The sequence below is a fragment of the Alcaligenes sp. GW821-FHT11D07 genome (assembly GCF_058808495.1).
The window spans coordinates 164,735-188,086 of sequence record NZ_JBXART010000003.1 but is presented as its reverse complement, the minus strand read 5'-3'; the positions used below and the strand labels follow the sequence as shown (position 1 = coordinate 188,086).

22 protein-coding genes are annotated in these 23,352 nt (G+C 57.1%); 13 read left to right on the top strand and 9 right to left on the bottom strand.

All coding sequences use genetic code 11. The features are described 5' to 3' along the window. Positions 1-82: 82 nt before the first annotated feature. From AC1RSM_RS13885 to acuI, 3 genes are read right to left on the bottom strand one after another with little or no spacing between them, the layout of a single operon-like run. Positions 83-835 (bottom strand): enoyl-CoA hydratase/isomerase family protein, encoded by a 753-nt coding sequence (locus tag AC1RSM_RS13885; RefSeq protein ID WP_492933136.1) that lies wholly within the window; start codon positions 833-835, stop codon positions 83-85. Continuing rightward, complete coding sequence (locus AC1RSM_RS13880; protein ID WP_492933135.1) at positions 832-1,983, bottom strand: CaiB/BaiF CoA transferase family protein; 1,152 nt, start codon at positions 1,981-1,983, stop codon at positions 832-834. Before AC1RSM_RS13880 ends, AC1RSM_RS13885 begins: the two co-directional genes overlap by 4 nt. Positions 1,984-2,027: 44 nt before the next feature. After that, a complete protein-coding gene (gene acuI, locus AC1RSM_RS13875; RefSeq protein ID WP_492933134.1) occupies positions 2,028-3,014 on the bottom strand; it encodes an acrylyl-CoA reductase (NADPH) in 987 nt (328 codons plus the stop codon). Positions 3,015-3,355: 341 nt separating this feature from the next. Here acuI and AC1RSM_RS13870 point away from each other — a divergent pair, with 341 nt between their 5' ends. From AC1RSM_RS13870 to AC1RSM_RS13855, 4 genes are read left to right on the top strand one after another with little or no spacing between them, the layout of a single operon-like run. After that, positions 3,356-4,354 carry a tripartite tricarboxylate transporter substrate binding protein gene (locus AC1RSM_RS13870; protein ID WP_492933133.1) on the top strand — a complete coding sequence of 333 codons (999 nt, stop codon included), beginning with the start codon at positions 3,356-3,358 and terminating at the stop codon, positions 4,352-4,354. 22 nt (positions 4,355-4,376) lie between these two features. Beyond that, positions 4,377-6,479: an acetate--CoA ligase family protein gene (locus AC1RSM_RS13865; RefSeq protein WP_492933132.1), complete on the top strand. Its 2,103-nt coding sequence runs from the start codon at positions 4,377-4,379 to the stop codon at positions 6,477-6,479. A gap of 42 nt (positions 6,480-6,521) precedes the next feature. Next, entirely contained in the window at positions 6,522-7,274 is a 753-nt protein-coding gene (locus AC1RSM_RS13860) for an enoyl-CoA hydratase/isomerase family protein (RefSeq protein WP_492933131.1), read from the top strand. A gap of 55 nt (positions 7,275-7,329) precedes the next feature. Beyond that, entirely contained in the window at positions 7,330-7,896 is a 567-nt protein-coding gene (locus AC1RSM_RS13855) for a cysteine dioxygenase family protein (RefSeq protein ID WP_492933130.1), read from the top strand. Between the two features lie 28 nt (positions 7,897-7,924). On the opposite strand, the gene AC1RSM_RS13850 is transcribed toward AC1RSM_RS13855, so the two are convergent. Beyond that, positions 7,925-8,410 carry a YbaK/EbsC family protein gene (locus AC1RSM_RS13850; protein WP_492933129.1) on the bottom strand — a complete coding sequence of 162 codons (486 nt, stop codon included), beginning with the start codon at positions 8,408-8,410 and terminating at the stop codon, positions 7,925-7,927. Between the two features lie 116 nt (positions 8,411-8,526). On the opposite strand from AC1RSM_RS13850, the gene AC1RSM_RS13845 reads away from it, so the two are divergent. Continuing rightward, entirely contained in the window at positions 8,527-8,946 is a 420-nt protein-coding gene (locus AC1RSM_RS13845) for a DUF411 domain-containing protein (RefSeq protein WP_492933128.1), read from the top strand. A gap of 116 nt (positions 8,947-9,062) precedes the next feature. Then, entirely contained in the window at positions 9,063-9,446 is a 384-nt protein-coding gene (locus AC1RSM_RS13840; protein ID WP_492933127.1) for a DUF4168 domain-containing protein, read from the top strand. Positions 9,447-9,565: 119 nt separating this feature from the next. Here AC1RSM_RS13840 and AC1RSM_RS13835 read toward each other — a convergent pair whose 3' ends face one another. After that, on the bottom strand, positions 9,566-10,681 hold the full coding sequence (locus tag AC1RSM_RS13835; protein ID WP_492933126.1) for a metal-dependent hydrolase: 1,116 nt from the start codon (positions 10,679-10,681) through the stop codon (positions 9,566-9,568). Positions 10,682-10,894: 213 nt separating this feature from the next. On the opposite strand from AC1RSM_RS13835, the gene trhO reads away from it, so the two are divergent. Beyond that, the gene (trhO, locus tag AC1RSM_RS13830) at positions 10,895-11,902 is read left to right on the top strand and encodes an oxygen-dependent tRNA uridine(34) hydroxylase TrhO (RefSeq protein WP_492933125.1); all 1,008 of its coding nucleotides are present in this window, start codon (positions 10,895-10,897) and stop codon (positions 11,900-11,902) included. A 150-nt stretch (positions 11,903-12,052) separates the two neighbouring features. Beyond that, positions 12,053-12,736 carry a glutathione S-transferase gene (locus AC1RSM_RS13825; RefSeq protein ID WP_492933124.1) on the top strand — a complete coding sequence of 228 codons (684 nt, stop codon included), beginning with the start codon at positions 12,053-12,055 and terminating at the stop codon, positions 12,734-12,736. A gap of 235 nt (positions 12,737-12,971) precedes the next feature. Here AC1RSM_RS13825 and AC1RSM_RS13820 read toward each other — a convergent pair whose 3' ends face one another. Next, a complete protein-coding gene (locus AC1RSM_RS13820; protein ID WP_492933123.1) occupies positions 12,972-14,363 on the bottom strand; it encodes a dicarboxylate/amino acid:cation symporter in 1,392 nt (463 codons plus the stop codon). A gap of 268 nt (positions 14,364-14,631) precedes the next feature. On the opposite strand from AC1RSM_RS13820, the gene AC1RSM_RS13815 reads away from it, so the two are divergent. Beyond that, a complete protein-coding gene (locus AC1RSM_RS13815; RefSeq protein ID WP_492933122.1) occupies positions 14,632-16,488 on the top strand; it encodes a sensor histidine kinase in 1,857 nt (618 codons plus the stop codon). A 2-nt stretch (positions 16,489-16,490) separates the two neighbouring features. After that, on the top strand, positions 16,491-17,831 hold the full coding sequence (locus tag AC1RSM_RS13810; RefSeq protein WP_492933121.1) for a sigma-54-dependent transcriptional regulator: 1,341 nt from the start codon (positions 16,491-16,493) through the stop codon (positions 17,829-17,831). 120 nt (positions 17,832-17,951) lie between these two features. On the opposite strand, the gene fabI is transcribed toward AC1RSM_RS13810, so the two are convergent. From fabI to gloB, 3 genes are read right to left on the bottom strand one after another with little or no spacing between them, the layout of a single operon-like run. Beyond that, positions 17,952-18,737, bottom strand: a complete 786-nt coding sequence (gene fabI / locus AC1RSM_RS13805) for an enoyl-ACP reductase FabI (RefSeq protein ID WP_492933120.1) — start codon at positions 18,735-18,737, stop codon at positions 17,952-17,954. A gap of 31 nt (positions 18,738-18,768) precedes the next feature. Then, positions 18,769-20,178: a transglycosylase SLT domain-containing protein gene (locus AC1RSM_RS13800; protein WP_492933119.1), complete on the bottom strand. Its 1,410-nt coding sequence runs from the start codon at positions 20,176-20,178 to the stop codon at positions 18,769-18,771. Between the two features lie 10 nt (positions 20,179-20,188). After that, a complete protein-coding gene (gene gloB / locus AC1RSM_RS13795; RefSeq protein ID WP_492933694.1) occupies positions 20,189-20,998 on the bottom strand; it encodes a hydroxyacylglutathione hydrolase in 810 nt (269 codons plus the stop codon). Between the two features lie 23 nt (positions 20,999-21,021). On the opposite strand from gloB, the gene AC1RSM_RS13790 reads away from it, so the two are divergent. The 3 genes from AC1RSM_RS13790 (at position 21,022) to AC1RSM_RS13780 (ending at position 23,350) form a co-directional block, all read left to right on the top strand. Continuing rightward, a complete protein-coding gene (locus AC1RSM_RS13790; RefSeq protein WP_492933118.1) occupies positions 21,022-21,783 on the top strand; it encodes a class I SAM-dependent methyltransferase in 762 nt (253 codons plus the stop codon). Further along, on the top strand, positions 21,780-22,232 hold the full coding sequence (gene rnhA / locus AC1RSM_RS13785) for a ribonuclease HI (RefSeq protein WP_492933117.1): 453 nt from the start codon (positions 21,780-21,782) through the stop codon (positions 22,230-22,232). Before AC1RSM_RS13790 ends, rnhA begins: the two co-directional genes overlap by 4 nt. 71 nt (positions 22,233-22,303) lie before the next feature. After that, positions 22,304-23,350, top strand: coding sequence for an efflux RND transporter periplasmic adaptor subunit (locus tag AC1RSM_RS13780; protein WP_492933116.1), 1,047 nt, complete (start codon positions 22,304-22,306; stop codon positions 23,348-23,350). Positions 23,351-23,352: the final 2 nt, after the last annotated feature.

The following is a 23,352-nucleotide window of genomic DNA, read 5'->3' as shown; positions in this document are numbered from 1 at the left end:
CGAAACAGCCCGTATGTGAACTGCCCCCAAAACCTGGATACTTCTTCAGTTTTTGGGGGCAGTTCAATTCAGGCAAGACTGTTCAAGATTTAGCGGCCTGACGAAACGCCGCAATTCTTTCCTTGATACCGGGAGCAGACGCAGAACGCACCAGGGCCGCCATGTCCCTGTCTGCTTGCTGCGGGCGGCCTGTTAGTTGATGTAGATAAGCGCGGCTACTGCTGTCCAGCAGACTGGCCGTTTTCAGGGCTTGCTCGATAAGGGCAGGCCAATCCTCCGGCTCTTGCACGTTTTCAATAAAACCCAGCGTCTGCGCCTTGGCAGCATCAAAAGTCTGGCTGCCTGCCAGTAAGTGATGCGCCTGCTGGCCCCCAATCAATGCCGCAAGCCTGCCAGTTCCCAAGGCCAGGCCAAATTGCAGGCCAGGCATGCGAAAACGGGCATCTGCACTGGCGATACGCTGACGGCAGACGGCGATCAAATCCACCCCCGCACCGAAGTTTTGCCCATGTGCTAAAGCCAGCGTGGCGCAAGGGGTGTGCGCCAGCATTTGTAGCAATGTTTCAATGCGGATAAAGCGCAGCACCAAGTCGCCTTCGCTTTGTTGCTCGTAGTCTGTGAAGTCAAACCCTGCGCTGAAATTGCGGCCTTCACCGCGCAGAACCAGCAAGTTGGCCTGCGCCTTTTCTGCGGCCTGAATAGCCGCAATCAAGGCTTCGACCAAGTCGGCCGACAAGGCGTTGCGCTTGTCGGGCCGATTCAGCGTCAAGGTCCAGACTTTGCCTACGCAGTCCACGTTCAGGCTGGGACTGCGGCTGCGGTAGGGCTCGGTCATGGAGTGACCCCGTTCAAAATACTGTCGTTATGCTCCCCCAGGGCCGGGGGAGCCAGTCGTACGGGCAAGCCCACCCCATTAATGCGTAAAGGCGAGACAAAGGTGCGCGTGTCGGCATCCGTGCCGGGAAGGCGGATGTTTTGTACCCATTCCATATGCTCCACTTGCGGGTCGCGCAAGACATCGGAGTAACGGTTGATGGGGCTGCTGGGTACGCCTTGTGCTCGGAATTGAGCCAGCCAATGGTCTGCATCTTGATGTGCAAAAATGGCTTCCAGCAGTTCACGCAGCTCGTCTTGATGTTTGGCACGCAAGGTTGTGCTGGTAAAACGGGGATCTTCCGCTAGATCCTGCCGATCAACAACCTGACAGACGGATCGCCACAAGGCGTCGTTACCGGCGGCCATCGCAAAGTAGCCGCCTTTGCAACGGAAGGCTTGGTATGGGGCATTGCGCGGGTGGGCTGAACCCAGCTTGTCCGGGTCGCGACCGCTGCCAAAGTATTCGGAGGTTTGCAACGCGGCGATGGCCAGCGTCGTACCCAGCATGGGGACGTCGATATGCGCTCCCTGGCCACTGGCTCGGGCTTGGGGCAGGGCGGCACTGATGGCAAAAGCGGCATACAGGCCTGCTGCAAAGTCAGCCAGCGGGACACCACATTTGACCGGTGCGCCGCCCGCTTCGCCGGTCACGCTCATCACGCCGCTCATGGCCTGGATGGTCAGGTCGAACCCGCCTTCCTGCGAACGCGGGCCGCTTTGCCCGTAGGCCGAAATGGAGCAGTACAGCAGCTTGGGGTTCAGGACTTTCAGGCTTTCATAATCCAGTCCCAGACGCTGCATGACACCGGGCCGATTGTTCTCCAGTAGGACATCCGCTTCCAGCACGAGTTGGCGGGCTTTCGCTACATCTTCCGGATTTTTCAAGTCCAGGGTGACGGAGCGTTTGTTGCGGTTCAGAGAAGCAAAGTTTTCGCTGTAGCCCTGGTTAATGGGCGGCCAGCTTCGCAAGGTGTCGCCCCCTTTGGGGTGCTCGATTTTGATGACGTCGGCCCCCATATCGGCCAACAACATACCGCAGTACGGGCCAGCGGCCACATTGCAAAATTCCAGTATCCGAACCCCGTTCAGGGGCAATGTCGTATCCATGAATCAGCTCCAGAGCGTGATGGGTAAAGGGGGCCGGCAGCCCCTTAAGCGTTCACATCAACCACGATACGACCGCGTACTTTGCCTTCCAGTACTTGGCCCGCCTGATCAATGGCTTGCGACAGGGTGATAGTGCTGGCACCAATGCGCTCCAGCGCCTCGCCGGACAAGTGTTTGGCCAGCAGCTCCCAGGCGGCCAGACGTTCGGGCTTGGGGCAATGCACGCTGTCCACGCCAATCAGCTGCACACCCCGCAAGATGAACGGGGCGACGGAGGACGGGAAGTCCATGCCTTGGGCCAAACCGCAGGCGGCGACGGCTCCCAGATATTGCGTACCCGCGCAGACGTTAGCCAGGGTATGGCTGCCCACACTGTCAATGGCACCGGCCCAGCGTTCTTTGCCCAGCGGTTTGCCGGGTTCGCTCAAGGTGTTGCGGTCCACGATCTCGTTGGCTCCCAAGGCCTTCAGATAACTTTCCTCTTGGGGGCGGCCCGTGCTGGCCATCACGGTGTAGCCCAAGGCGTGCAGCAAAGCGACGCTGACACTGCCTACGCCACCGGCAGCCCCAGTCACCAGCACGGGGCCCTTTTCTGGAGTGACGCCTTGGCGTTGCAGGGCGCGTACGCACAGGGCTGCGGTGTAGCCAGCCGTGCCGATCATCATGGCTTGTTTGGTGGTGAAGGCATCGGGCAGGGGAATGAGCCAATCGCCTTTGACGCGTGCTTGCTGGGCCAAACCGCCCCAATGCACTTCACCCAGGCCCCAGCCATTGAGCACCACTTTCTGGCCTGTCTTGAAATTCGGGTCGCTGCTGTCGGTCACGGTGCCCGCAAAATCGATGCCCGGCACCATGGGGAACTGGCGCACCACGGGGGATTTGCCTGTCATGGCCAGGCCATCTTTGAAGTTCAGGGTGGAGTAGTCGATGCGAACGGTGACCTGGCCTTCAGGCAGGGCAGATTCGTCCAGTGATTGCAGGCTGGCCTGGTATTGGCCGTCGGTTTTGTCGATGACGATTGCGGAGAACATGGTTGAATTCCTTCGATCAGTTAAAGGCGGTTGTTCTGATATTTGGAACAGCGTTCTTAAAAATGACATAAAAAAGCCATGTTTTCATTTTATCCAGAAGCTCGTGGCGGTCAAGCCCATTGCGCGATTACGGCTGGACTGGGGAAATCCCGAAGGGGTTTAATAGTTGACACCTGAAATCAATTCTCCCTATATTTAAAACGTTGTCCTAAGTTGCTTGTGTTGTTGCTGTCTGTTGTATTCAAGCCGTGTTCACGGCATTTTTAATATCAAAAACAAGAACAGCGTTCTATATATTGGAACAAGAAAGAGAGTTCACTCTCACACAGGAGGCAAGGATCATGTCTAGTTCTTTTTTTTCGCGGCAAGGGTTTTTACGCACACTACTGGTTTCAGGCCTGGTAGCGGTCAGCAGCTTTTCTGCTCCGGCAGCCAGCGCAGCTGATACCTATCCCAGTCGGGAAGTTACTTTTGTAGTCCCCTATCCCCCCGGCGGTAATAGCGACAATCTGGCGCGTCTGTTTGCTGATCGTCTGCGCATCAAGCTGGGCGTGCCCATCGTGATTGAGAACCGGCCGGGCGGCACGACCTCGCTGGGCACTTCCATCGTGGGGCGTGCCAAACCAGATGGATACACCCTGCTGTTGGCGACCAGCACCGCTTTCACTGTTCTGCCTTATATCCGCGATGTGCCTTATGACCCGGTGAAAGGGTTTGATTTCGTCGGAAGTTTGGCCGGGTATCTGCCCATCATGACGGTGCGCAAGGACCTTCCCGTCTCCAATCTGAAAGAGTTTGTGGAACTGGCACGCAAAGAACCCGGCACCTTGACCTTCGGTTCGGCCGGGATTGCCTCAGGTGGGCATTTGGCAGGCGAGATCTTAAAAAATGCCGAGAAGCTGGATGTGCTGCACGTGCCCTTCAAAGGGTCCGCCGACACTATGACGGCTTTGCTGGGCAATCACATTGATTTCTTTATTGATGGTGTCGGTCTGGAGCTGGTGAAAAGCGGCAAGGCCAAAGCCCTGGTGACCTTTGCCAGTGTGCGTCATCCCGAATTGCCCGATGTGCCCACCCCGCTGGAAGAAGGCTTTGATCTGACCTTGCCGTTTGAAGGTTTCTGGGGGCTGGCCGTGCCAGCAGGCACACCTGATGCAGTCATGCAAAAGCTGGCCAAGGCGACCCAAGAGATCCTGGCTGAACCCGAAACACAAGAACGCTTTCATCGCATCAGCGTCAGTGCCAGCTGGAAAGACGGTGCCGCTTACTCCAAAGATCTGGAACAAAGCCGTGCTTATTACCGCGAGCTATTCAAGACCATCAAGATGAGCGATGACTAAGAACTACCCTCAGGAGAAAGTGATGGAGACCGTCACCTGCGCCAGTACGCTGGACGCTTTACTGGACCCGGCGTCCATAGCCTTGGTGGGCGCCTCGGAAGATCAGTCCAAGTTTGGAGGGCGCTTGTTTCGCATGTTGCTCAAGCATGGTTATGGCGGCAAGGTGTTACCCGTCAACCCGGGTCGTAGCAGCTTGTTTGGCTTACCCACGGTGCCCAGTTTGGGAGCGCTGGATACGGCTCCTGATCTGGCGGTATTCACCGTGGGAGCAGACACCGTACTGGAGCAGGCGCAGATTGCCGCGCAGCAAGGGGTACGCGGCTTGCTGGTGATTTCTGCAGGCTTCGCGGATGCGGGCGACCGAGGGCTGGAACGGGAACAGGCTTTGCTGCGGATTTGCCAGGATTCGGGCATGCGCCTGATCGGGCCCAATTGCCTGGGCATGATCAGCCCCAGCCGCAATCTGGTGCTGTGTTCCTCTCCCGTGCTGGATCGTGACAGCCTGCCAGAGCGGCCTATTGGCTTTGTCAGTCAAAGCGGTGCCTTGATGACAACCTATTTTGACCGCGCCTGGGCCATGGGGGGCGGCTTCACCTACGGTTTTTCGGTGGGTAATCAGGCCGATCTGGATTTGTGCGATTTTGTGGATTTCTTGATTGATGATCCGCAGACGCGTGTGATCTGCACGTATATAGAAGGGATCAAGGACGCACAGGCTTTGCGCCGTACTGCTCGCCGGGCACAGGCCGCCGGCAAGCCCTGGTTGGCGGTCAAGGCCGGGCGCTCCAGTGCCGGCAAGGCGGCAGCGTTCTCGCACACTGCCAGTGTGGCGGGCGACCATGATGTGTTTGCCAGTGTGTGCCGTGATGAAGGCATCTGCCTGATGGACGATATGGGTGCCATGCTGCTCTTGGCAAACAGCATGGTGCGCTTTACCGCGAACAAGGTCTCCCAAGTGGCGATTGTCACCCCTTCAGGGGGAGGCGGTGCCTTGGCTGCCGATGCATTGGCAGAGCATGGGGTGGGGCTGTCTTCGTTTTCAGCATCAACTCAGAACGCGCTGGCCCGGCATTACCCGGCAGGGCAGGCGGATAACCCGGTGGATCTGGGTGCCCGGCTGACTCAGGACTCCAATGAGGTCGCTCATGCCACTTTGGACGCCTTGATGCAGGATGAACAAAGCGATGCTGTATTGATTACTGCCTCCATGTGCCCGCAAGAGTGGATGGCGGCTTTGATCGAGCAAATCATCCAGCCTGCTGCTCATTGGGACAAGCCGGTGATGGTGGCATTTGATGCGGGTGCGACTTCTGAGCCTTTGCGTCAGAAGCTGGCGCAACACGGTCATGCTTATGCCAGTTCCAGCCTGGAAGCGGCCTTGGCTTTGTCGGCCTGGAAACGCCATGGGCAGTTGGCAGCACGCCAGCCTGCACGGCGCCCGAGTGCCTGCCAGGCTCCCACTGTCATGCCGCGCGGCATCCTGAATGAAGATCAGTCCAAACGCTTGCTGGCGCATTACGGCTTGCCAGTGAACTTAGGGCAGGTGTGTGCCGATGTGGAGCAGGCCGTCGCGCAAGCGGAGCAGATTGGTTACCCCTTGGTGATGAAAATCGTGTCCCCTGACATCGTGCATAAAACCGAGGCGGGCGGCGTGGCACTGGATGTGGCTGACGAGGCCATGCTGCGGCGTGATTTTGCGCGTTTGTATGCCAATGCACGGGCCTATAAAGCGGACGCTAGACTGGACGGCATCTTGGTGCAGGCCATGGCCAAGGGCGATGTGGAGCTATTGATCGGCGCCCGTCAGGACGCGCAGTTTGGCCCAGTGGTGGTATTTGGGGCCGGCGGTGTGCTGGTGGAAATGCTGTCCGATCGAGTCATTGCTGCCGCCCCGTTGACCTTGGATGACGCAGACCGCCTTTTGTCCACTTTGGCGATAGACCGTTTGTTAAAGGGCTATCGGGGACGGATGCTGGACCGGGCGGGTGTGCTGGATGCCATCGTGCGCGTGAGCTTTCTGGCCTATGACTTGCGCGACACCCCCTTTGAGCTGGATATCAACCCTTTGATCGTGGCCGCCAACCGTTGCCACGCCGTCGATGCCCGCCTGTCTATTGGCGAATAAATCGACCCTTATTCTTTTAAAAATACCCAGGAGGAGCAAACCATGTCGGATTATCAATGCATTCTTGTAGAAAACCACGATGACGGTGTGTCCATCATCACCATCAATCGGCCAGAGCGCCGTAATGCGCTCAGCGCCACCGTGGTCAAAGAATTACAGCAGGCGTTCTTGGAGTTTGACGAAGATCCCACACGCCGGGTTGCGGTGCTGACGGGAGCCGGGAATGACGCTTTTTCAGCTGGTGCAGACGTCAATGAGTGGCCCGAATTATGGCGCGCGATTCCCACTGTGGGCTTTGAGACCGACAAGCCCATTATTGCGGCTGTCAGTGGCTGGTGCGTGGGCGGCGCTTTGGTGATGGCCATGATGACAGACTTGCTGGTTGCGTCCGAGAGCGCGAAGTTCTCCTATCCCGAAGCCAAGCTGGGCTTTACTGGCGGAATCATTTCCGGGCTGGCCTCGCGCATTCCGCATCACGCTGCCATGGAAGTGATTTTGCTGTGCCGAACGCTGGAAGCGCGCCGGGCCTATGACCTGGGCTTTGCCAATGAAATCGTGCCGGTGGGGGAGCAGGTGCAGGCAGCGCTGCGTATGGCGCAGGATTTGGCCAAAATGTCGCCCCGCGTTTTGCAGACACTCAAGCGCTTTATCAATAATGAGGTGCTGACCCGTGGCCCGTCCGAACAAATGGCGCGCACCATGCGGCAACTGAAAGCGATCGAGGATAGTTATGATGCCAAGGAAGGCATGACCGCGTTCAAAGAAAAACGCGCCCCGGTGTATCTGAACAAATAAAAACTGATTCACGAATTGGGCCGCAAGGCCCAGTCAACTATGGAGACATCCCCTTATGCACCCCCGTTTTGAGCGTTTTATTCAAGGGATGAATGAACTGACTGCTCGCCCCGCCGTGGGCGAAGTAGATATTTTGCGTGATGGCCGGGTATTGCTGGGCGAGCTCGTGGCACACGATGACTGGCTGCCTACGGAGTACACCCAGCCCCATCCACAGTTTTATCAGCAGTACTTGTTGTACTGCTGTCCGCAGGAACGCTTTTCTGTGGTCAGCTTTGTGTGGGGTCCCGGTCAGAAAACACCTATTCACGACCACACGGTATGGGGTTTGATTGGCATGTTGCGTGGTGCCGAGCGCTCGCGCCCCTTTGCCCGTGATCCTCAAACCGGGCAACTGACAGAGGAAGCCACCCAGACGCTGGAGCCGGGAGTGGTTGAAGTAGTGTCACCCAACGTGGGTGATATCCACGAGGTCTCCAATGTGTATGACGATCAGGTCTCGATCAGCATTCACGTTTACGGGGCAGACATAGGCAAGGTGCGCCGTCATGTGTTTGACGCGCAAACCGGACAGGCCAAAGAGTTTGTGTCCGGCTATGCAAACCAGCCCGCTCGTGCCTGAAATAACGTCAGGGGCGGGCTTGCCTGTCTCAGGCTGACTGCTCAGCCCCTGCTGGCGTTTGAGTCACATCAATCCATTGCGCGCTGGTCAGCTGGGCCAGGCGCAGTGGCGTGATCCGCAGCGCTGAATTGATGGAACCTGCCGCGGGCAAGACGGTGTCGTAGTCTTGCAAGGACAGGTCACAGTAGATTTCCAGCGGAGTGGCCAGACCAAAGGGGCAGACGCCGCCTACGGGATGGCCCGTCAAGGCTTCCGTCGTTTCCAGATCCAGCATTTTCACGCGTGTCCCAAAGGCACTGCGCAGCTTCTTGTTATCCAGACGGGCATCGCCGCGAGCGACCACCAACACCACCTTGTCTCCCACTTTCAGGCTCAAGGTCTTGGCAATCTGCCCGGGCTCGACTTGGTGCGCTTGCGCGGCCAGCGCGACAGTGGCGGTGCTTTCTGTTGTTTCAATAACCTGAAGGTCAGCCGCGTGCTCGCGTAAAAACTGTTTGACGGAATCAAGACTCATGATGGATCGGACTAATTAGTGTGTTTTGTTAAACTTTTTTGCTAGTGCCCAGTCTTAGTCATGTGCATGAGTGTGTCAACCAGAGCGCGGTGGCGCTGCAAAACAGGAATGTAATTGTGATTAAACCTTTATTGTTGGCGGCCAGTTTGTCGGTCTTCAGTTCCATGGCTTGGGCAGAAGGCCCCGCTATTACGATGTATCAGGATCCTAACTGCGGCTGTTGTGGGGGGTGGGCACAGCATATGCGCGATGAGGGCTTTGAGGTCAAAGAGGTCAAGGTCGTGAAGATTCAAGACGTGAAGCGGCTTTTGAGAGTGCCGGAGAACCTGGAGTCTTGCCACACCGCGATGATTGACAAGACAGGACAACTGATTGAAGGCCATGTGCCCGCCAATGTCGTCAAACGCATGATGAACGATGGCAGTGTGCGTGGGGTTGCCGCGCCAGGCATGCCTGCCAATTCACCCGGCATGGGCCAGTTGGATGGCAATCTGGTCACCGTGGACTTTGACGGTCGTCCTTACTCGCGCGACTGAAATCTGTAACGGGACGGGTGGCATGCAGATACACGAAACTACATTGCGAAACTTGTAAGCTGCCGCCGCTCTTGTCATGATGACCGTTCATTGACTCTGTTTAGGAGGTTCTATCCATGCAGCCCTCAGTTAAAGCTTTTCTTGCTGCTACCGCAGTCGCATTTGGCATGTACAGCCCGTTTGCGATGGCCCAGGGCAATGCGGCTCCGGCCAATTCGGCAGCCCCTGCTGCTGCACAGGTCGTTAAACCTACGGATTCTCAGCTGGAGCAGTATGCACGTACCTATAAAAAGGTATCTCAGACCGCTTCGGAATATCAGCCGCGACTGGATGCGGCCAAAAGTGACGCAGAGCGTCAGTCCATCGTTCAGGAAGCTGACCAGCGCCTGGTTGGCGTGGTAACGGCTAACGGGATGGATCTGGCCGACTACAACGGTATCAGCTTGGCTATTCAACAGGACCCGGCCTTGCGCCAGCGTGTTGAAGGGATGCTGAAGTAAGTTTTCTGATCCTCGGGTTTGGCAGAGCACCGGGTATCTTTGTGTAGTGACCGTAGTGGGTAAATTTAAACCCTGGGCAGAACGCCCAGGGTTTTTTTATGCACGCGCCAAGGACAGGCTCAGGACGCGGGTTGGCTGACTTCCTGGAAGTCGGGGCTGGCACGGGGGATGGGAACCCCTGCCTCAATCCGTTTGGCCCATTCTTTCAGCGGCAAAGGAGGCTCGGGCGACACGATGCGGCGCATGACCGGTTTGAGCAGGTCCAGATTGTGGCCGCTGGCCCAGCGATACGGAATGACAGGCAGCCAAGTGTCGTCGGCAATGCGTTCTGCCACGACAAAGCGGAAGGTGTATTGCCCAGGGCCCAAGCTCATGCGTACATCGCTCACCACCAGCAAGTCGTCAATGATGTCGTAACGTACCCAGTCATCAGCGAACCAGCGCAGTTGCTCCAGCTGCTTCATGGCTGGAAATAATTGGGTGTAGTCGCTGTTCACCGGCAGGCAGATGGACTCATAGTGATGCCCTTTAGGGGCCAGCAAGCGATCCAGCACGCCCACAATCACTTCGCATTCCTGATCCTGCGCGTCGCGCACCAGTACGCGCCAAAGCAGGATATTCATCGGCTGCGCGGCGGAATAGACCCGCTGGATTTGAACGCCTTGCTTGCTTAGCTGGGCGGTGGCCTGGTGTTCGGCCCAGAATTTTGCCCCGACCGAGGCGGCCAGATACAGACTGCTCAGCAGCAAGGCCCAATGGCAGGCCCGCACGGTGGCCGGGGCCGCCCCCCTAGCCAAACCGATCAACGTAGCAACCAGCAAGGGCAGGGTATAGAGCGGATCAATAATGAAAATACTTGACCAGGTGGCGGGCGTGGCCGCCAGGGGCCAGAGCAGTTGGGTGCCATAGCTGGTAAAGGCATCCAGTAAGGGATGGGTAATCAAGGCCAGCCAGACCGCCAGTCCCACCCGCGCCGCCGATGCTCGTGCCTGGGGAAAGAGCAGTCGCCACAAAATGGTGACCAGCAAGCCCAGCGCACTGAGGACAAACAGGGAGTGTGAAAAGCCCCGATGGCTGACCATAGACGTGATGGGGTCTCCGTATTGAATGAAGACATCCAGATCAGGTAGCGTGGCAATGACGGCACCGGCCAGCACTGCTCGGCGGCCATACTGTCGTCCAAGTAAAGAACCGCAGATGCTGGCACCGAGGACTGCTTGTGTTACGGAATCCATAGCTCTCGTGCAAATAAAACAGGTGACCGTGGCCAGGTGCGGCCCAACGGCTTTAGCGTTATGATTTTAAAGTTGAATCCCCGGGCGACCGTATTTTTTTTGACAGGCGTCAAAGGCCCAAGGGGTATCAGTCGCGTATAGTGTACGACGCCCTGAGCAGTCCTACCGCCTTGGTGCTGCGCTACCGCTTCCATCCAGAGAAACCGTTTACCTATGTCTACCTACCTGATCGCGGCTTTATATAAGTTCGTGGAATTGCCCGATTTTGCCCAAATGCGCGACCCTTTGTTTGCTTTTTGCGAGCAGCACGAAGTCAAAGGCACGCTGTTGCTGGCGCGCGAAGGGATTAACGGCACCATTGCCGGCCCGCAGGAAGGGGTGCGTGCGGTCCTGGCACATCTGAATGCGGATCCGCGCATTGCAGGCCTGGTACATAAAGAGTCCTATGCCGACAAGGCTCCGTTTTACCGCCTGAAGGTCAAGCTGAAAAAAGAGATCGTCACGCTGGGCGTGCCTGATCTGAAAACAGCGGAAATGGTGGGCGAATACGTGGCCCCGGAAGACTGGAACGCTTTGATCAGCGACCCGAATGTAGTGGTGGTTGATACCCGTAACGATTACGAAGTGGGTATCGGCACGTTTAGCCGTGCCATCAATCCCAAGACCCAAAGCTTTACGGAATTTCCGCAATGGGTGGCCGAGCAGTCCCAAGAAGGTGGCGTATTGCATGGCAAACCGCGTGTGGCCATGTTCTGTACGGGCGGCATCCGCTGTGAAAAATCCACCGCCTTCATGCGCTCGCAAGGTTTTGACGAGGTCTATCACCTGCAAGGCGGCATTCTGAAATATCTGGAAGAGATTCCGGCTGAAGAAAGCCTGTGGGATGGCGACTGCTTTGTGTTCGACGAGCGCGTGTCGGTGCGTCATGGTTTGGAACCGGGTGATTACGATTTCTGCCGTGCTTGCCGCATGCCGATCAGCGAGGAAGAAAAAACCTCGCCGCAGTTCGAAGAAGGAGTCAGCTGCCCGTATTGCCACGGCCATAGCTCGCCTGAGCAAGTTGAACGCTTCCGTGAACGCCAAAAACAGGTTGCCCTGGCCCGCGAACGTGAAGAACGTCATATCGGTGTCAGTATGGATGAGCTGAGCGAGCGCCGTGAGGCAGCCCGCCGCAAGGTGGAAGAGCAGCGTTTGCTGGCTCAGCAAGCCAAGGACGCCTAGCCCTGAACGGGCAACTGTGTTAACTCTTAGAGCTTGATTCTGGCGCAGTGCCGTATACAGCCGTCCTTGTCCTGCACAATGGGCGGCTTTATCTAAACGCCTGCGCCCTTAAGTCCGCGCTGGTCGCGCGGCTTTTTAACGGTATCGAGCATGTCCTTATCTGATCTGCCCATTTTGTATTCTTTTCGCCGCTGCCCCTATGCGATGCGGGCACGTTTGGCGATTGCTGCCAGCGGCGTGCGCTGTCAGTTGCGCGAGGTTGTCCTGCGCGACAAGCCCGAGGCTCTGCGGCTGGCTTCTCCTAAAGCCACGGTGCCTGTGCTGGTCTTGCCGGACGGCGTAGTCATTGATGAAAGCCTGGATATCATGCAATGGGCCTTGGGCCGCCATGACCCTCAATATTATCTGCAGCCCGAGCAGGGCGACACCGCGCAAATGCTGGCCTTGATCTCAGCGAATGACGGCGCTTTCAAGAAAAATCTGGATTGTTATAAATACCCGGATCGCCACACCGAGGACGAGCAGTTCACGGATGCGGCCAGCTTTTCCGCCTTGCATCGTGCACAGGCCAGCGAACAATTGATGGGCCTGAATGCGCGGATTCAAGAGCACGGCTATTTGATGGGGCAGCGTCCTTTTTTGGCGGATCTGGCGATTGCGCCTTTTGTGCGGCAATTCGCACAAGTGGATAGGGCCTGGTTTGACGCCCAGCCTTGGCCTGCTTTGTCCGATTGGCTGTTGAAATTTCAAGCCAGCCCTTTGTTCCTGAGCGTGATGGACAAGTATCCGGCCTGGACGCCGGAGAGCGAGATTGTGCGGTTTCCATCTGCCTGATCGATAAGGGGAAGTTCCCTGATCGGCGATTAGGCGGCCTATGCCTGGTCTATCGCTGTTCTTTCAATACCAGCAGTCTGCGAAGCGCTTCTCTGCGGCCAAGCCCGACCTGCCCAAGTCCTTAGAGCAAACAGGCCACGCTGAGCGAAAAAAATGCGCAATGAATCCGACGACAAGGCAGACAATAAAAAAGGCCGGTTCTTATCAGGAACCGGCCTTTTTTTATGCGGGCAGATCAGGCCGCAGCACTGGCCCGGGCTTCTGGGCTTTCCTGTGCAGGAATACCCATCTCGCCGCGCTGATGCAAGGTGATGCTGGTATCCAGGGCAGGCAGGTCGCCATTCATGGCGCTATCAAGCTGATCCTTGTCCAGCTCGCCTTCCCAGCGCGCCACCACAATAGTGGCAACTGCGTTACCCACCAAGTTGGTCAAGGCACGGCATTCGGACATGAAGCGGTCAATACCCAAAATCAAGGTCATGCCTGCGATAGGTACCGCAGGCACGACAGACAGAGTCGCGGCCAAGGTAATGAAGCCTGCGCCTGTCACACCGGCAGCACCTTTAGAGCTGAGCATGGCAACCAGCAGAAGCAGAAGCTGCTGCTGCAAGGTCAGCGGGATGTCGCAAGCCTGGGCAATAAACAGGGCAGCCATCGTCATGTAGATGTTGGTGCCGTCCAGGTTGAAGGAATAGCCGGTTGGCACCACCAGACCCACAACGGATTTGGCACAGCCAGCGCGCTCCATTTTCTGCATCAAGGTAGGCAGAGCCGCTTCGGAGGAGCTGGTACCCAACACCAACAGCAATTCTTCGCGGATGTAGCGGATCAGCCTGATGATGGAAAAACCGTTGTAGCGGGCGACCGCACCCAGAATAACCAGCACGAACAGCACGGAGGTGACGTAGAAAGTCACTACCAGCAAGGCCAGGCTGGATACCGATTCAATCCCGTATTTCCCAATTGTGAAGGAAATGGCGCCGAAGGCACCGACCGGAGCAGCCTTCATCAAGATGGCCACCAACTTGAATACGGGGGCCATGAAGGCTTGTAGGAATTTCAGAACTGGCTTGCCGTGATCGCCGACTGCAGCCAGGGCAATACCGAACAGGATGGCCACAAACAGCACTTGCAGGATGTCGCCACCGGTAAAGGGACTGATCAGGGTGGCGGGGATGATGTTCATCAAAAAGCCCGTCACGGTGCTGTCATGCGCTTGCTGGACATAGCCTTTGATAGCGCTGGGGTCCAGGGTGCTGGGGTCAATGTGCATGCCATGGCCAGGCTGCACTACATTGCTGACCACCAGCCCGACCAGCAAGGCCAGGGTGGAGAAGGTCAAAAAGTAGATCATGGCTTTGCCCACCACCCGGCCTACTTTTTGCAAGTCCGTCATGGCGGCAATGCCGGTGGCAACCGTCAGGAAAATGACGGGCGCAATAATCATTTTGACCAGTTTGATGAAGGCATCGCCCAGCGGCTTCATGCTCTCGCCCAGCGAGGGGTAAAAGTGCCCCAGCAAAATACCAAGCGTGATGGCGATGAGAACCTGTACGTACAAAATCCGATACCACTTGATTTTGACAGTCTGAGGTACCGGACGGTCTCCTGTGCTTATTTCCATCATGTTGTCGTCTCCGTGACTAGATGTGGCCGACTTGAGCGTCGGCTATTGGCCTGCTTTGAATTTTGTGTGGGCAGGCGGTTTAAGCGCTCCGGAGTACGTGCTCCGGCCTGTAAGCTCACTACTAAAGCAACATCCGTGCCAATCTGCTGCACTGCGCAAAACCAGCGAATACGCGGCTTGCAGCCAGCAGACTTTCCCGCAGACTGGATATGTGTGCGAAAATCCGCACAAGACCTATTCTTTTTTGGCGAAAAATCGCACAGATGTCATGAACTCCATTCCGGTTTCTTCGGGTTTGAAGCGTCGCTTCAGGCTCGAATGGTTGCTGCTGCTTGCCTTGGCCCTGGTGCTGGGGACGTTTGCCTTTTGGCGCTCGGCAGATATGGGTACCGCACGTTTGCTGACGCAAAGCGAACAACGACTTGATTCTTTGATGCGGGGGAACGCCGGCTGGATCAGGACCATTCGCGACAAATTTCGCACCCTGTCTTTTGCGCTGGCTCAAGATGAGGCCCTGCGCCAATACCTGATGGGCAACCCTGTCTATGGCGACGCTCAGGCTTTGAATCTGAAGTTCCAGCAGTTGGCCGAAGACACGGGGGCGCCGGTGCTGTATTTGCTGGACGTGCACTCGCAGACGCTGGTTTCCAGTAACTGGGATAAGCCGGACAGTTTTGTGGGCAATCACTATGGTTTTCGCCCCTACTACACCCAAGCACTGGAACAAGGGCACGCCGAATACTTTGCGCTGGGGACATCCAGCGGTCAGGCTGGGCTGTATATATCCCGCCGCGTGCAAGATCAGGACGGTAAAGCCGTTGGGGTCGTGGTGATCAAGCTGGTCTTTGATCTGCTGGAAAAAGAGTGGGATGGCTACGGGGACCGCATGTTTGTGACGAACCCGCATGGTGTGATCCTGCTTAGCGGGGAACCTGACTGGCGTTTGCGCACGCTAGATCAGTCTGCCCCCGAACAATTGGCCCAACTGCGAGCCAGTCAGCAATTTGGAGATGAGCCTTTGGAGCCGGTGGGCTTGAAGGGGGCGGCTTCGGGGGAGCGGGCTTCGTTCTGGACCTTGGGGCAAGAGCGTTTTTTGCACGTGCAGCAGCCCGTAGCGGGCAGTGACTGGATCTTGCATGCCATGGCCCCTATGAGTGCGGCCTTGCAGACACAAGCCTTCCAATCCCGTTTGTCTGTCATGGGGCTGTTACTGGCTGCGCTGGTTTTGACCGCCTTGGGCTTGCAACGCAATCAGCAGCGGCGCGAGACTCAGGCGCGTCAGGAGCTATTGCGAGACGCTCTGGAAGAAGCCGTAGAATCACGCACGGCTCAATTGCAGGTGGCCCGTCTTCGTTTGGAGCAGGAAATGCAGGCCCTGCAAGAGGCACGATCACGTGCCCGTGACCTGCGCGAACAATTGGAGCAAGCAGAAAAACTGTCCTTTCTGGGGCAGGTGACTGCGGGGGTGGCTCATGAAATCAATCAGCCGGTGGCAGCGATCGAAGTCTATGCCGACAACACCCTGCGTTTTCTGGAGCAGGGACAGATCGACAAGGCCAATGACAATCTGTCCCGCATCCAGAGGCTGACGCAGCGTATTGGCAGTATTACGTCCCAGCTTTGTCACTACGCCCGCAAGCCGCAAGAGCAAGAAGGGCCTGTACGGGTGCGTGCAGCACTTGATAGCGCCTGGCAGCTCTTGGAGCACCGAGCACGTGCCCAAGGCGTCAGTCTGGAGCTGGAGGGTATGAGCGAGTCCGTGCGGGTCTGGGCTTTGCCCGTTCGTCTGGAACAAGTGCTGGTGAATCTATTGCGTAATGCCCTTGATGCGCTGGAAGGGCGGGAGCAAGGGCGCATTCGTATTGAAGTGATGAGTGAAGCGCGGCATGTACGTATTGTGGTGTCGGACAACGGTCCTGGCCTGAGTGCGGAAATCCGCCAGCGCCTGTTCACCCCGTTTAGCTCCAGTCGCCGTCAGGGCGTAGGCTTGGGTTTGGTGATCTCGCACGATATTGTCGCAGCCTTGGGAGGCCGTTTGGAAGAAGGGCCATCGCGCTTGGGCGGCGCTACGTTTCATATCGTGCTGCGCAATGCAGACAGCGATCTGGATCAGGGAGAAAAATAAGCATGGAAGTTGCGTTTGTAGATGATGATGCCGACCTGCGGGCTGCCGTGGTGCAAAGTCTGGAATTGGCTGGCTTGAAGGTCTTGGCCTGTGCCAGCGGTCAGGAGGCATTGAGTCGCTTGCCCAAGGACTACCCCGGCGTAGTGGTGACGGATATTCGTATGCCGGGCATGGATGGCCTGGCGCTGATGCGTGCCTTGCATGCGCGCGATCCTGAGCAGCCTGTGGTATTGATTACCGGCCACGGCGATATTGATATGGCGGTGCAAGCCATGCACGACGGTGCCTTTGATTTTCTGACCAAACCTTATCAAGCCGAACGCTTGCTGACCGCCATTCGCCATGCCGCCATGCAGCGCAGTCTGGTCTTGCAAAACCGCGCACTGCGCGAGGAGCTGGACGAAGACGGTCAGGGTCCGGCCTTGTTGGGCAATTCCGAAGTCATGATTAATCTGCGCGCTACCTTGCGGCATCTGGCTCAGTCCGATGTAGACGTGCTGGTAGAGGGGGAAACGGGTACGGGCAAGGAAGTGGTGGCCATGTTGCTGCACCGCTGGGGAGCACGGGCCCAACATCGCTTTGTGGCGCTGAACTGTGGTGCCTTGCCAGAAACGATTATCGAAAGTGAGTTGTTCGGCCATGAGGCCGGTGCGTTTACCGGGGCACAGCGCAAACGAGTGGGCAGTATCGCCCATGCGAATCAGGGCACCTTGTTTCTGGACGAGATCGAGAGCATGCCCATGATCGCGCAAGTGCGTCTGTTGCGTGTTCTGGAGACGCGTTGCGTGACGCCCTTGGGCTCGAACGAGGAGCACCCCATCAACATTCGTGTTGTGGCAGCCAGCAAGGTGGATCTGGCGGATCCTGCCCAGCGTGCGCACTTTCGTGCGGATCTGTATTACCGCCTGAATGTAGTGACCTTGCGTTTGCCGCCACTACGGGAACGCAAAGAAGATATCCCTATGCTGTTCGCGCACTTTGCAGCGCTGGCCGCAAAAAAATACGGCATGCCCCAGAAAATGCCGGACGCACGCAGTCTGGCGTATATGCAGGCGCACCATTGGCCGGGCAATGTGCGTGAATTGGCCCATTTTGCTCAACGTGAAGTGTTGGGCGTTGCACATCCAGATATCAAAGAATCAGAGTCCGAGGATTTAAGCCTGCCCGCACGTATCGAGCAATTTGAGTCGCAGCAGATTCGCCAGGCCTTGGCGCGTCATCGAGGCGATATCAAAGCGACTCTGCAGGACCTGCAAATCCCACGCAAAACCTTTTACGACAAACTGCAGCGTCACGGTATTTTGCGCAGCGACTTTGTGGAGGAGGTGGCTCAGGGTGAATAGTCTTTTGGGCTCGTGGTCTGTGTTGTCTGATCGCTGCGCTGAATAGGCAGCGTGAAAGCATCAGGCAATAAAAAATGGCGGCTATAGCCGCCATTTTCTGTACTTCCAAAGCGGGGCGCTTTATTCCTGCATGCCGGGGACGATGCAGTTAAAGCCAGCGTCCACGTGCGTGATTTCGCCGGTAATACCGCTGGCCAACTCGGACATCAGGAAGGAGGCCACATTGCCTACTTCTTCGATGGTGACGTTGCGCTGCAAAGGCGCGTGCGTCTCAACGAACTTCAAAATGGTGGAGAAGTCCTTGATGCCGCTGGCCGCCAAGGTCTTGATGGGGCCGGCCGAGATGGCGTTGGCACGAATGCCGTATTCACCCAGCGCCACCGCCAGATAGCGTACCGATGCTTCCAAAGCGGCTTTGGCCACACCCATGGTGTTGTAGTTGGGGATGGCTTTTTCAGCGCCCAGGTAGGTCAGGGTCAGCACCGAGCTTTTACGGCCTTTGAGCAAAGGCAGTGCGGCTTTGGCCAGTGCGGGAAAGCTGTAGGCGGAAATGTCGTGGGCGACGCGGAAGGACTCACGCGACAGGCCATCCAGGAAGTTGCCGGCAATGGCTTCACGGGGGGCAAAACCAATGGAGTGCACCAGTCCGTCCAGACCGTCCCAGCGCTCGCCCAGCGAGGCCATGGCTTGTTCAATCTGGCCATCATCGGATACATCACAGGGCAGCACGATATCGGTACCCAGTTCTTTGGCAAAGCCATCTACGCGCTCTTTGAAACGCTCGCCCACATAAGTCAGGGCAATATCAGCACCTTGTTGGCGACATGCTTGCGCAATCCCGTAAGCAATGGAGCGATTCGAGAGGACGCCTGTAACCAGGATGCGTTTTCCTTGAAGGAAACCCATGCTGAAAATCCTTTATGTAATAGTGGGTGGCCTAGCCACGAATATTGGAACCGGGAACACGCAAACGTGTACCCCTGGAAAGAGAGCTGCCTTTGATATTGTTCAGGCGTCGCAATTCAGCCACCGATGTGTCGTACCGTTTGGCCAAGGCGTAGAGTGTATCGCCCTGACGAACGGTATGGGTACGGACGTTGGCACCGCGACGCAAAACAACGGTATCGTTTTTGCGGTTGACGCTGACCGTTTGCGTGCGGGCGCGGCTGGCGGTTTGCGCCACGGGTGCGGCCGGTGTGCTGGTCAGGGAGGCCAGCTGCAAGCTGCCTTCACCCAAGGTGGAGCTGGGCACCAGCAGCGTCTGGGCGACGGCCTTGGTGCTCTTGCTGCCTAAACCATTGATGGAGCGCAACTGCGACAAGGTAATGCCGTGGCGCTGGGCAATCGCCAAGTAGCTTTCGCCGCGCTTGGACTGGTAGGCTTTCCAGTTGCTGAGCTTGCCTTGGTAGGCGGCCAGATTGGCGTTGAAAATATCGACTTTGTTGGCAGGCAGCAGCAAGGTGCCGCTGTCAGCGGGAATCGTGGGGCGGTTGTGGGCAGCGTTCAGCGCCTTGAATTCGTCCACGGTAATTTCAGCCAGCTCGGCAGCCAAGGCGACGTCGATGTCTTTGTTCTTGCGAACCGCTGTGAAGTAAGGCGTGTTGCTGACCGCGGGCAGGGTGATGCCGTAGCGCTCAGGGTTGGCCACGATGTTCTTGATCGCTTGCAGTTTGGGGACGTAATTGCGCGTTTCGTCCGGCATCTTCAGCGATAAGTAGTCAATGCCCAGATCCGCTTGTTCGTTGCGCTCCATGGCGCGGCGTACTGAACCTTCACCCCAGTTGTAGGAGGCCAGGGCCAAATACCAGTCGCCTTGGAATTCATACAGGTAGGACAGGTAATCCAGTGCGGCGCGGGTGGATTCAACCGGGTCACGACGTTGGTCTACCCACCAGTTTTGTTCCAGCTTGTACTGCGTGCCGGTGCTGGGGATGAACTGCCACAGGCCGGAGGCATGCGAGCGCGAGTACGCAATAGGGTTGTAAGCGCTTTCCACGAAGGGCAGCAGGGCCAGTTCAGAAGGCAGGCCACGGCTGTCGAGCTCGTCCATGATGTGATACAGATAGCGCGATGCGCGCTGGCTCATGGTGCGGATGGACTCGGGGTGGGAGGCGTAATAGTTGGTCCAGTAATCAACTAGATCCGTATGCAGATTGGGGATGGAGAATCCGCGGCGCATCCGGTCCCACATATCTTTAGGCGGGTGGGTCAGATCCACAGTGCGAGACGTATCGGCAGCAATGTTCGTTGTGGTTTTGGCAGCTTTGCTAGGATCGACCTTGGGGCCTGTAGCGCAGCCTGCCAGCACAAAAGCGCATAGCAGCGCAAAAAGTCTCATTAGGTTCATCGCGGAGTCTTCAGAAATTGTTTTTCCAGTCGCGCAGGCTGGCAAATACCTCAACAGGACTATTCAGGGGCTGGCCAGCATATTGCCGGGCAGCATCAATAACAGCGGTCTTGTCGCAACGCAGAAATGGATTGGTAGCCAATTCTGTTTTCAAGGTGGAAGGTACCGTAGGCAGGTCTTGCTGACGTTTTAGCTTATCCTGTTCCCAACGCTCATGCAGTTGGGGATTGTCCGGCTCTACCTGCAAAGCCCAACGTAGATTGGATAAGGTGTATTCATGCGCACAGCAGATCAGGGTGTCAGATGGCAGCGTTGCCAACTTGCCCAGGGAATCCGTCATTTGTGCCGGGGTGCCCTCAAAAAGGCGTCCGCAACCGGCGGCAAACAAGGTATCACCACAGAAAACAAAGGGCTGTTTTACCTCATTTTGACCAAAGTACGCAACGTGCCCGGCGGTATGGCCAGGGATGTCCAGTACGTCCAGAGTCAGATCCAGCGTGGGTAAATGCACTTTGTCTGACTGGGCAACTCGCACGTCACAGGCGGGCAAACGCTCGTGGGCCGGGCCCCAGACACGTGCCGGGTGCTTGGCAAGTATTTCTATTACACCGCCAACGTGGTCACCATGGTGGTGTGTCAGTAAAATGGCATCCAGTTGTAAGGACTCGCGGGCCAGCCAATCCAGAACGGGTGCGGCCTGCCCAGGATCAACAACCAGGGCATGACCATTGCGCGCCAGAGCCCAGATGTAGTTATCGTTCAGGGCGGGCAGTGGAATCAGGCGAACATCGCTTGGCACAGGCCAGGTAAATGCATTCATCATGGTAGAGGGAGTGAGCGCCAGTGGAGCAGACTTTGAATGATCAATTTGCCCAGTGGTTGGAAACCGTACCGGGGCGATATGTGCGAGCCTGGGAACAAGCCCGGGTCGATGCCGAGGTGGTCAACGCCTTCGGGTATCATGCCATACAAATTGGATTGCCGCATTGGGACCTGCTGGAGCACAGCCGCGTCTCCTTCAAGCTTTGCACGGCTCAAGGCGGGGTGTCGGCAGGCAGCCAGAAAAACCTGGTGTATGCCGAGCCCGAGAACCTGCCCTTTGATACGCAAAGCATTGATCTTTTAGTCTTGCCCCATACGCTGGAAAGCGCCTGCGATCCCCACCAGGTATTGCGCGAGGCCGAGCGCGTGCTGATGCCCGAAGGGCGCATCATTCTGACTGGCTTTAATCCCTGGAGTCTGTGGGGCGCGCACGAGTGGATTCCGGGTCTGGAACGCGGCACCCCCACCTTACCGGGCGATGTCTTGTCGGCCCAGCGGCTGCGCGACTGGCTCAAGCTGCTGTCTTTTGATGTGCAGGGCACGCAAATGGGGTGCTATGCCCCTTTGTGCCGTCAGCAGGTCTGGCTGGATCGCTGGGCCTGGATGGAGCAAAGCGGGGAGCGCTGGTGGGGCTTTGCAGGTGCCGTCTATATGATTAGTGCGGTCAAACGGACTCCGGGCATGCGATTGGTCGGGGCCAAGTGGAAGAAAAACCGTCGGCGTCTGCGTCGGCCTATGGTGGTTGCAGGACGCACTGCCGATGAAGGAATTACAAAAACATGACCGATGTTGTTGATATTTGGACGGATGGCGCCTGCAAGGGCAATCCGGGTTTAGGCGGCTGGGGCGCTTTGCTGCGTCACGGTGGTCGCGAAAAAACGATTTGCGGTGGCGAAGCGGATACCACTAATAATCGGATGGAGTTAATGGCAGTGATCGAAGCCCTGCGGGCTTTGAAGCGTCCTTGCACGGTGCGCGTACATACCGACTCGCAGTACGTCCAAAAAGGCATGAATGAATGGCTGCCCGGCTGGAAAGCTCGCGGCTGGCGCACCGCCGACAAGAAGCCCGTTAAAAATGCCGACCTGTGGCAGGAGCTGGAAAAGCAGGCTGCAAAGCATGAGTTGAGCTGGTTGTGGGTGCGCGGCCATGCTGGCGACCCAGGGAACGAACGGGCTGATCAGCTGGCTAATGAAGGGGTGGAAATAGCCCGGCAGTTACAAGCCAGCTGATAGTACTATTAGCCACTCGTCATATTTTGTCAGACAGCTTTACCGGCCTGGCCGGTCAGGATTAGCCGCTCATGATTTCCACGCTGCGCCACACTATTTTTATTCTTTTCGCCGTGCTGTTTGCAGGCAGCTCACCGAGTTGGGCTCAGTCTGATGCCACACGAGTTGAAGTGCTCCCGGTGCGGCAAAGTGAATTAATACGTGATGTGGCGGCAGTGGGTACGTTGGTAGCCAGAGAATCCGTCATATTGCGCCCCGAGATCAGCGGGCGCATCTCCGCTATCAGCTTTGAAGAAGGGCAGCCCATTAAACAAGGGCAGTTGCTGATCCAGCTGGACCCGGCCATGGCGCAGGCACAGTTAAATCAGGCACAAGCGAATTTGAATCTGGCCAGCAGCCAGCACAAACGCTCTGCGGAACTCAGCCGCCAGGGTTTTATCAGCGCACAGGCTAAAGATGAGTCCGGCAGCCGTTTGGCTGTCCAGCAAGCCGAAGTGCAACTGGCGCGTGTTCATTTGGACAAAACCCGTATTCGCGCCCCGTTTGATGGGGTGACCGGATTGCGCAATGTGTCGGTGGGTGACTACGTGGGCCCTGGCACCGATCTGGTGCAGCTGGAGGCCGTCTCCACCCTGAATGTGGACTTCCGTATTCCCGAACAATATTTGGCTGACGTGCGTACTGGCATGCCGGTAGAGCTGCGCTTTGACGCTTTTCAGGGTGAAACCCGCAAAGGCACGGTGCTGGCGGTCAGCCCCGTGGTGGATGTAGCAGGCCGTTCTATTTTGCTGCGCGCTCAAGTTCCCAATGAGGATGGTGCCTTGCGTCCGGGGCTGTTTAGCCGTGTACGTTTGGAACTGTCGCGTTATCAAGCCTTGATGGTTCCTGAAACCGCCTTGGCACCGTCGGGGCAGGATCAATACATTTATATCGTCAAAAATGGCCGTGCCGAACGTCGCCAAGTGCAGGTGGGCGTGCGTGAGCAAGGCTGGGTGCAAGTTACCGGCGAGCTGAATGCCGGAGACAATGTGCTGGTGGCGGGCCTGCAAAAGGTCAGCGACGGTGTGCCGGTCGATATTCAGGAAGTGATCGACGTCCAAACACAGCCGCAGCCATAGGA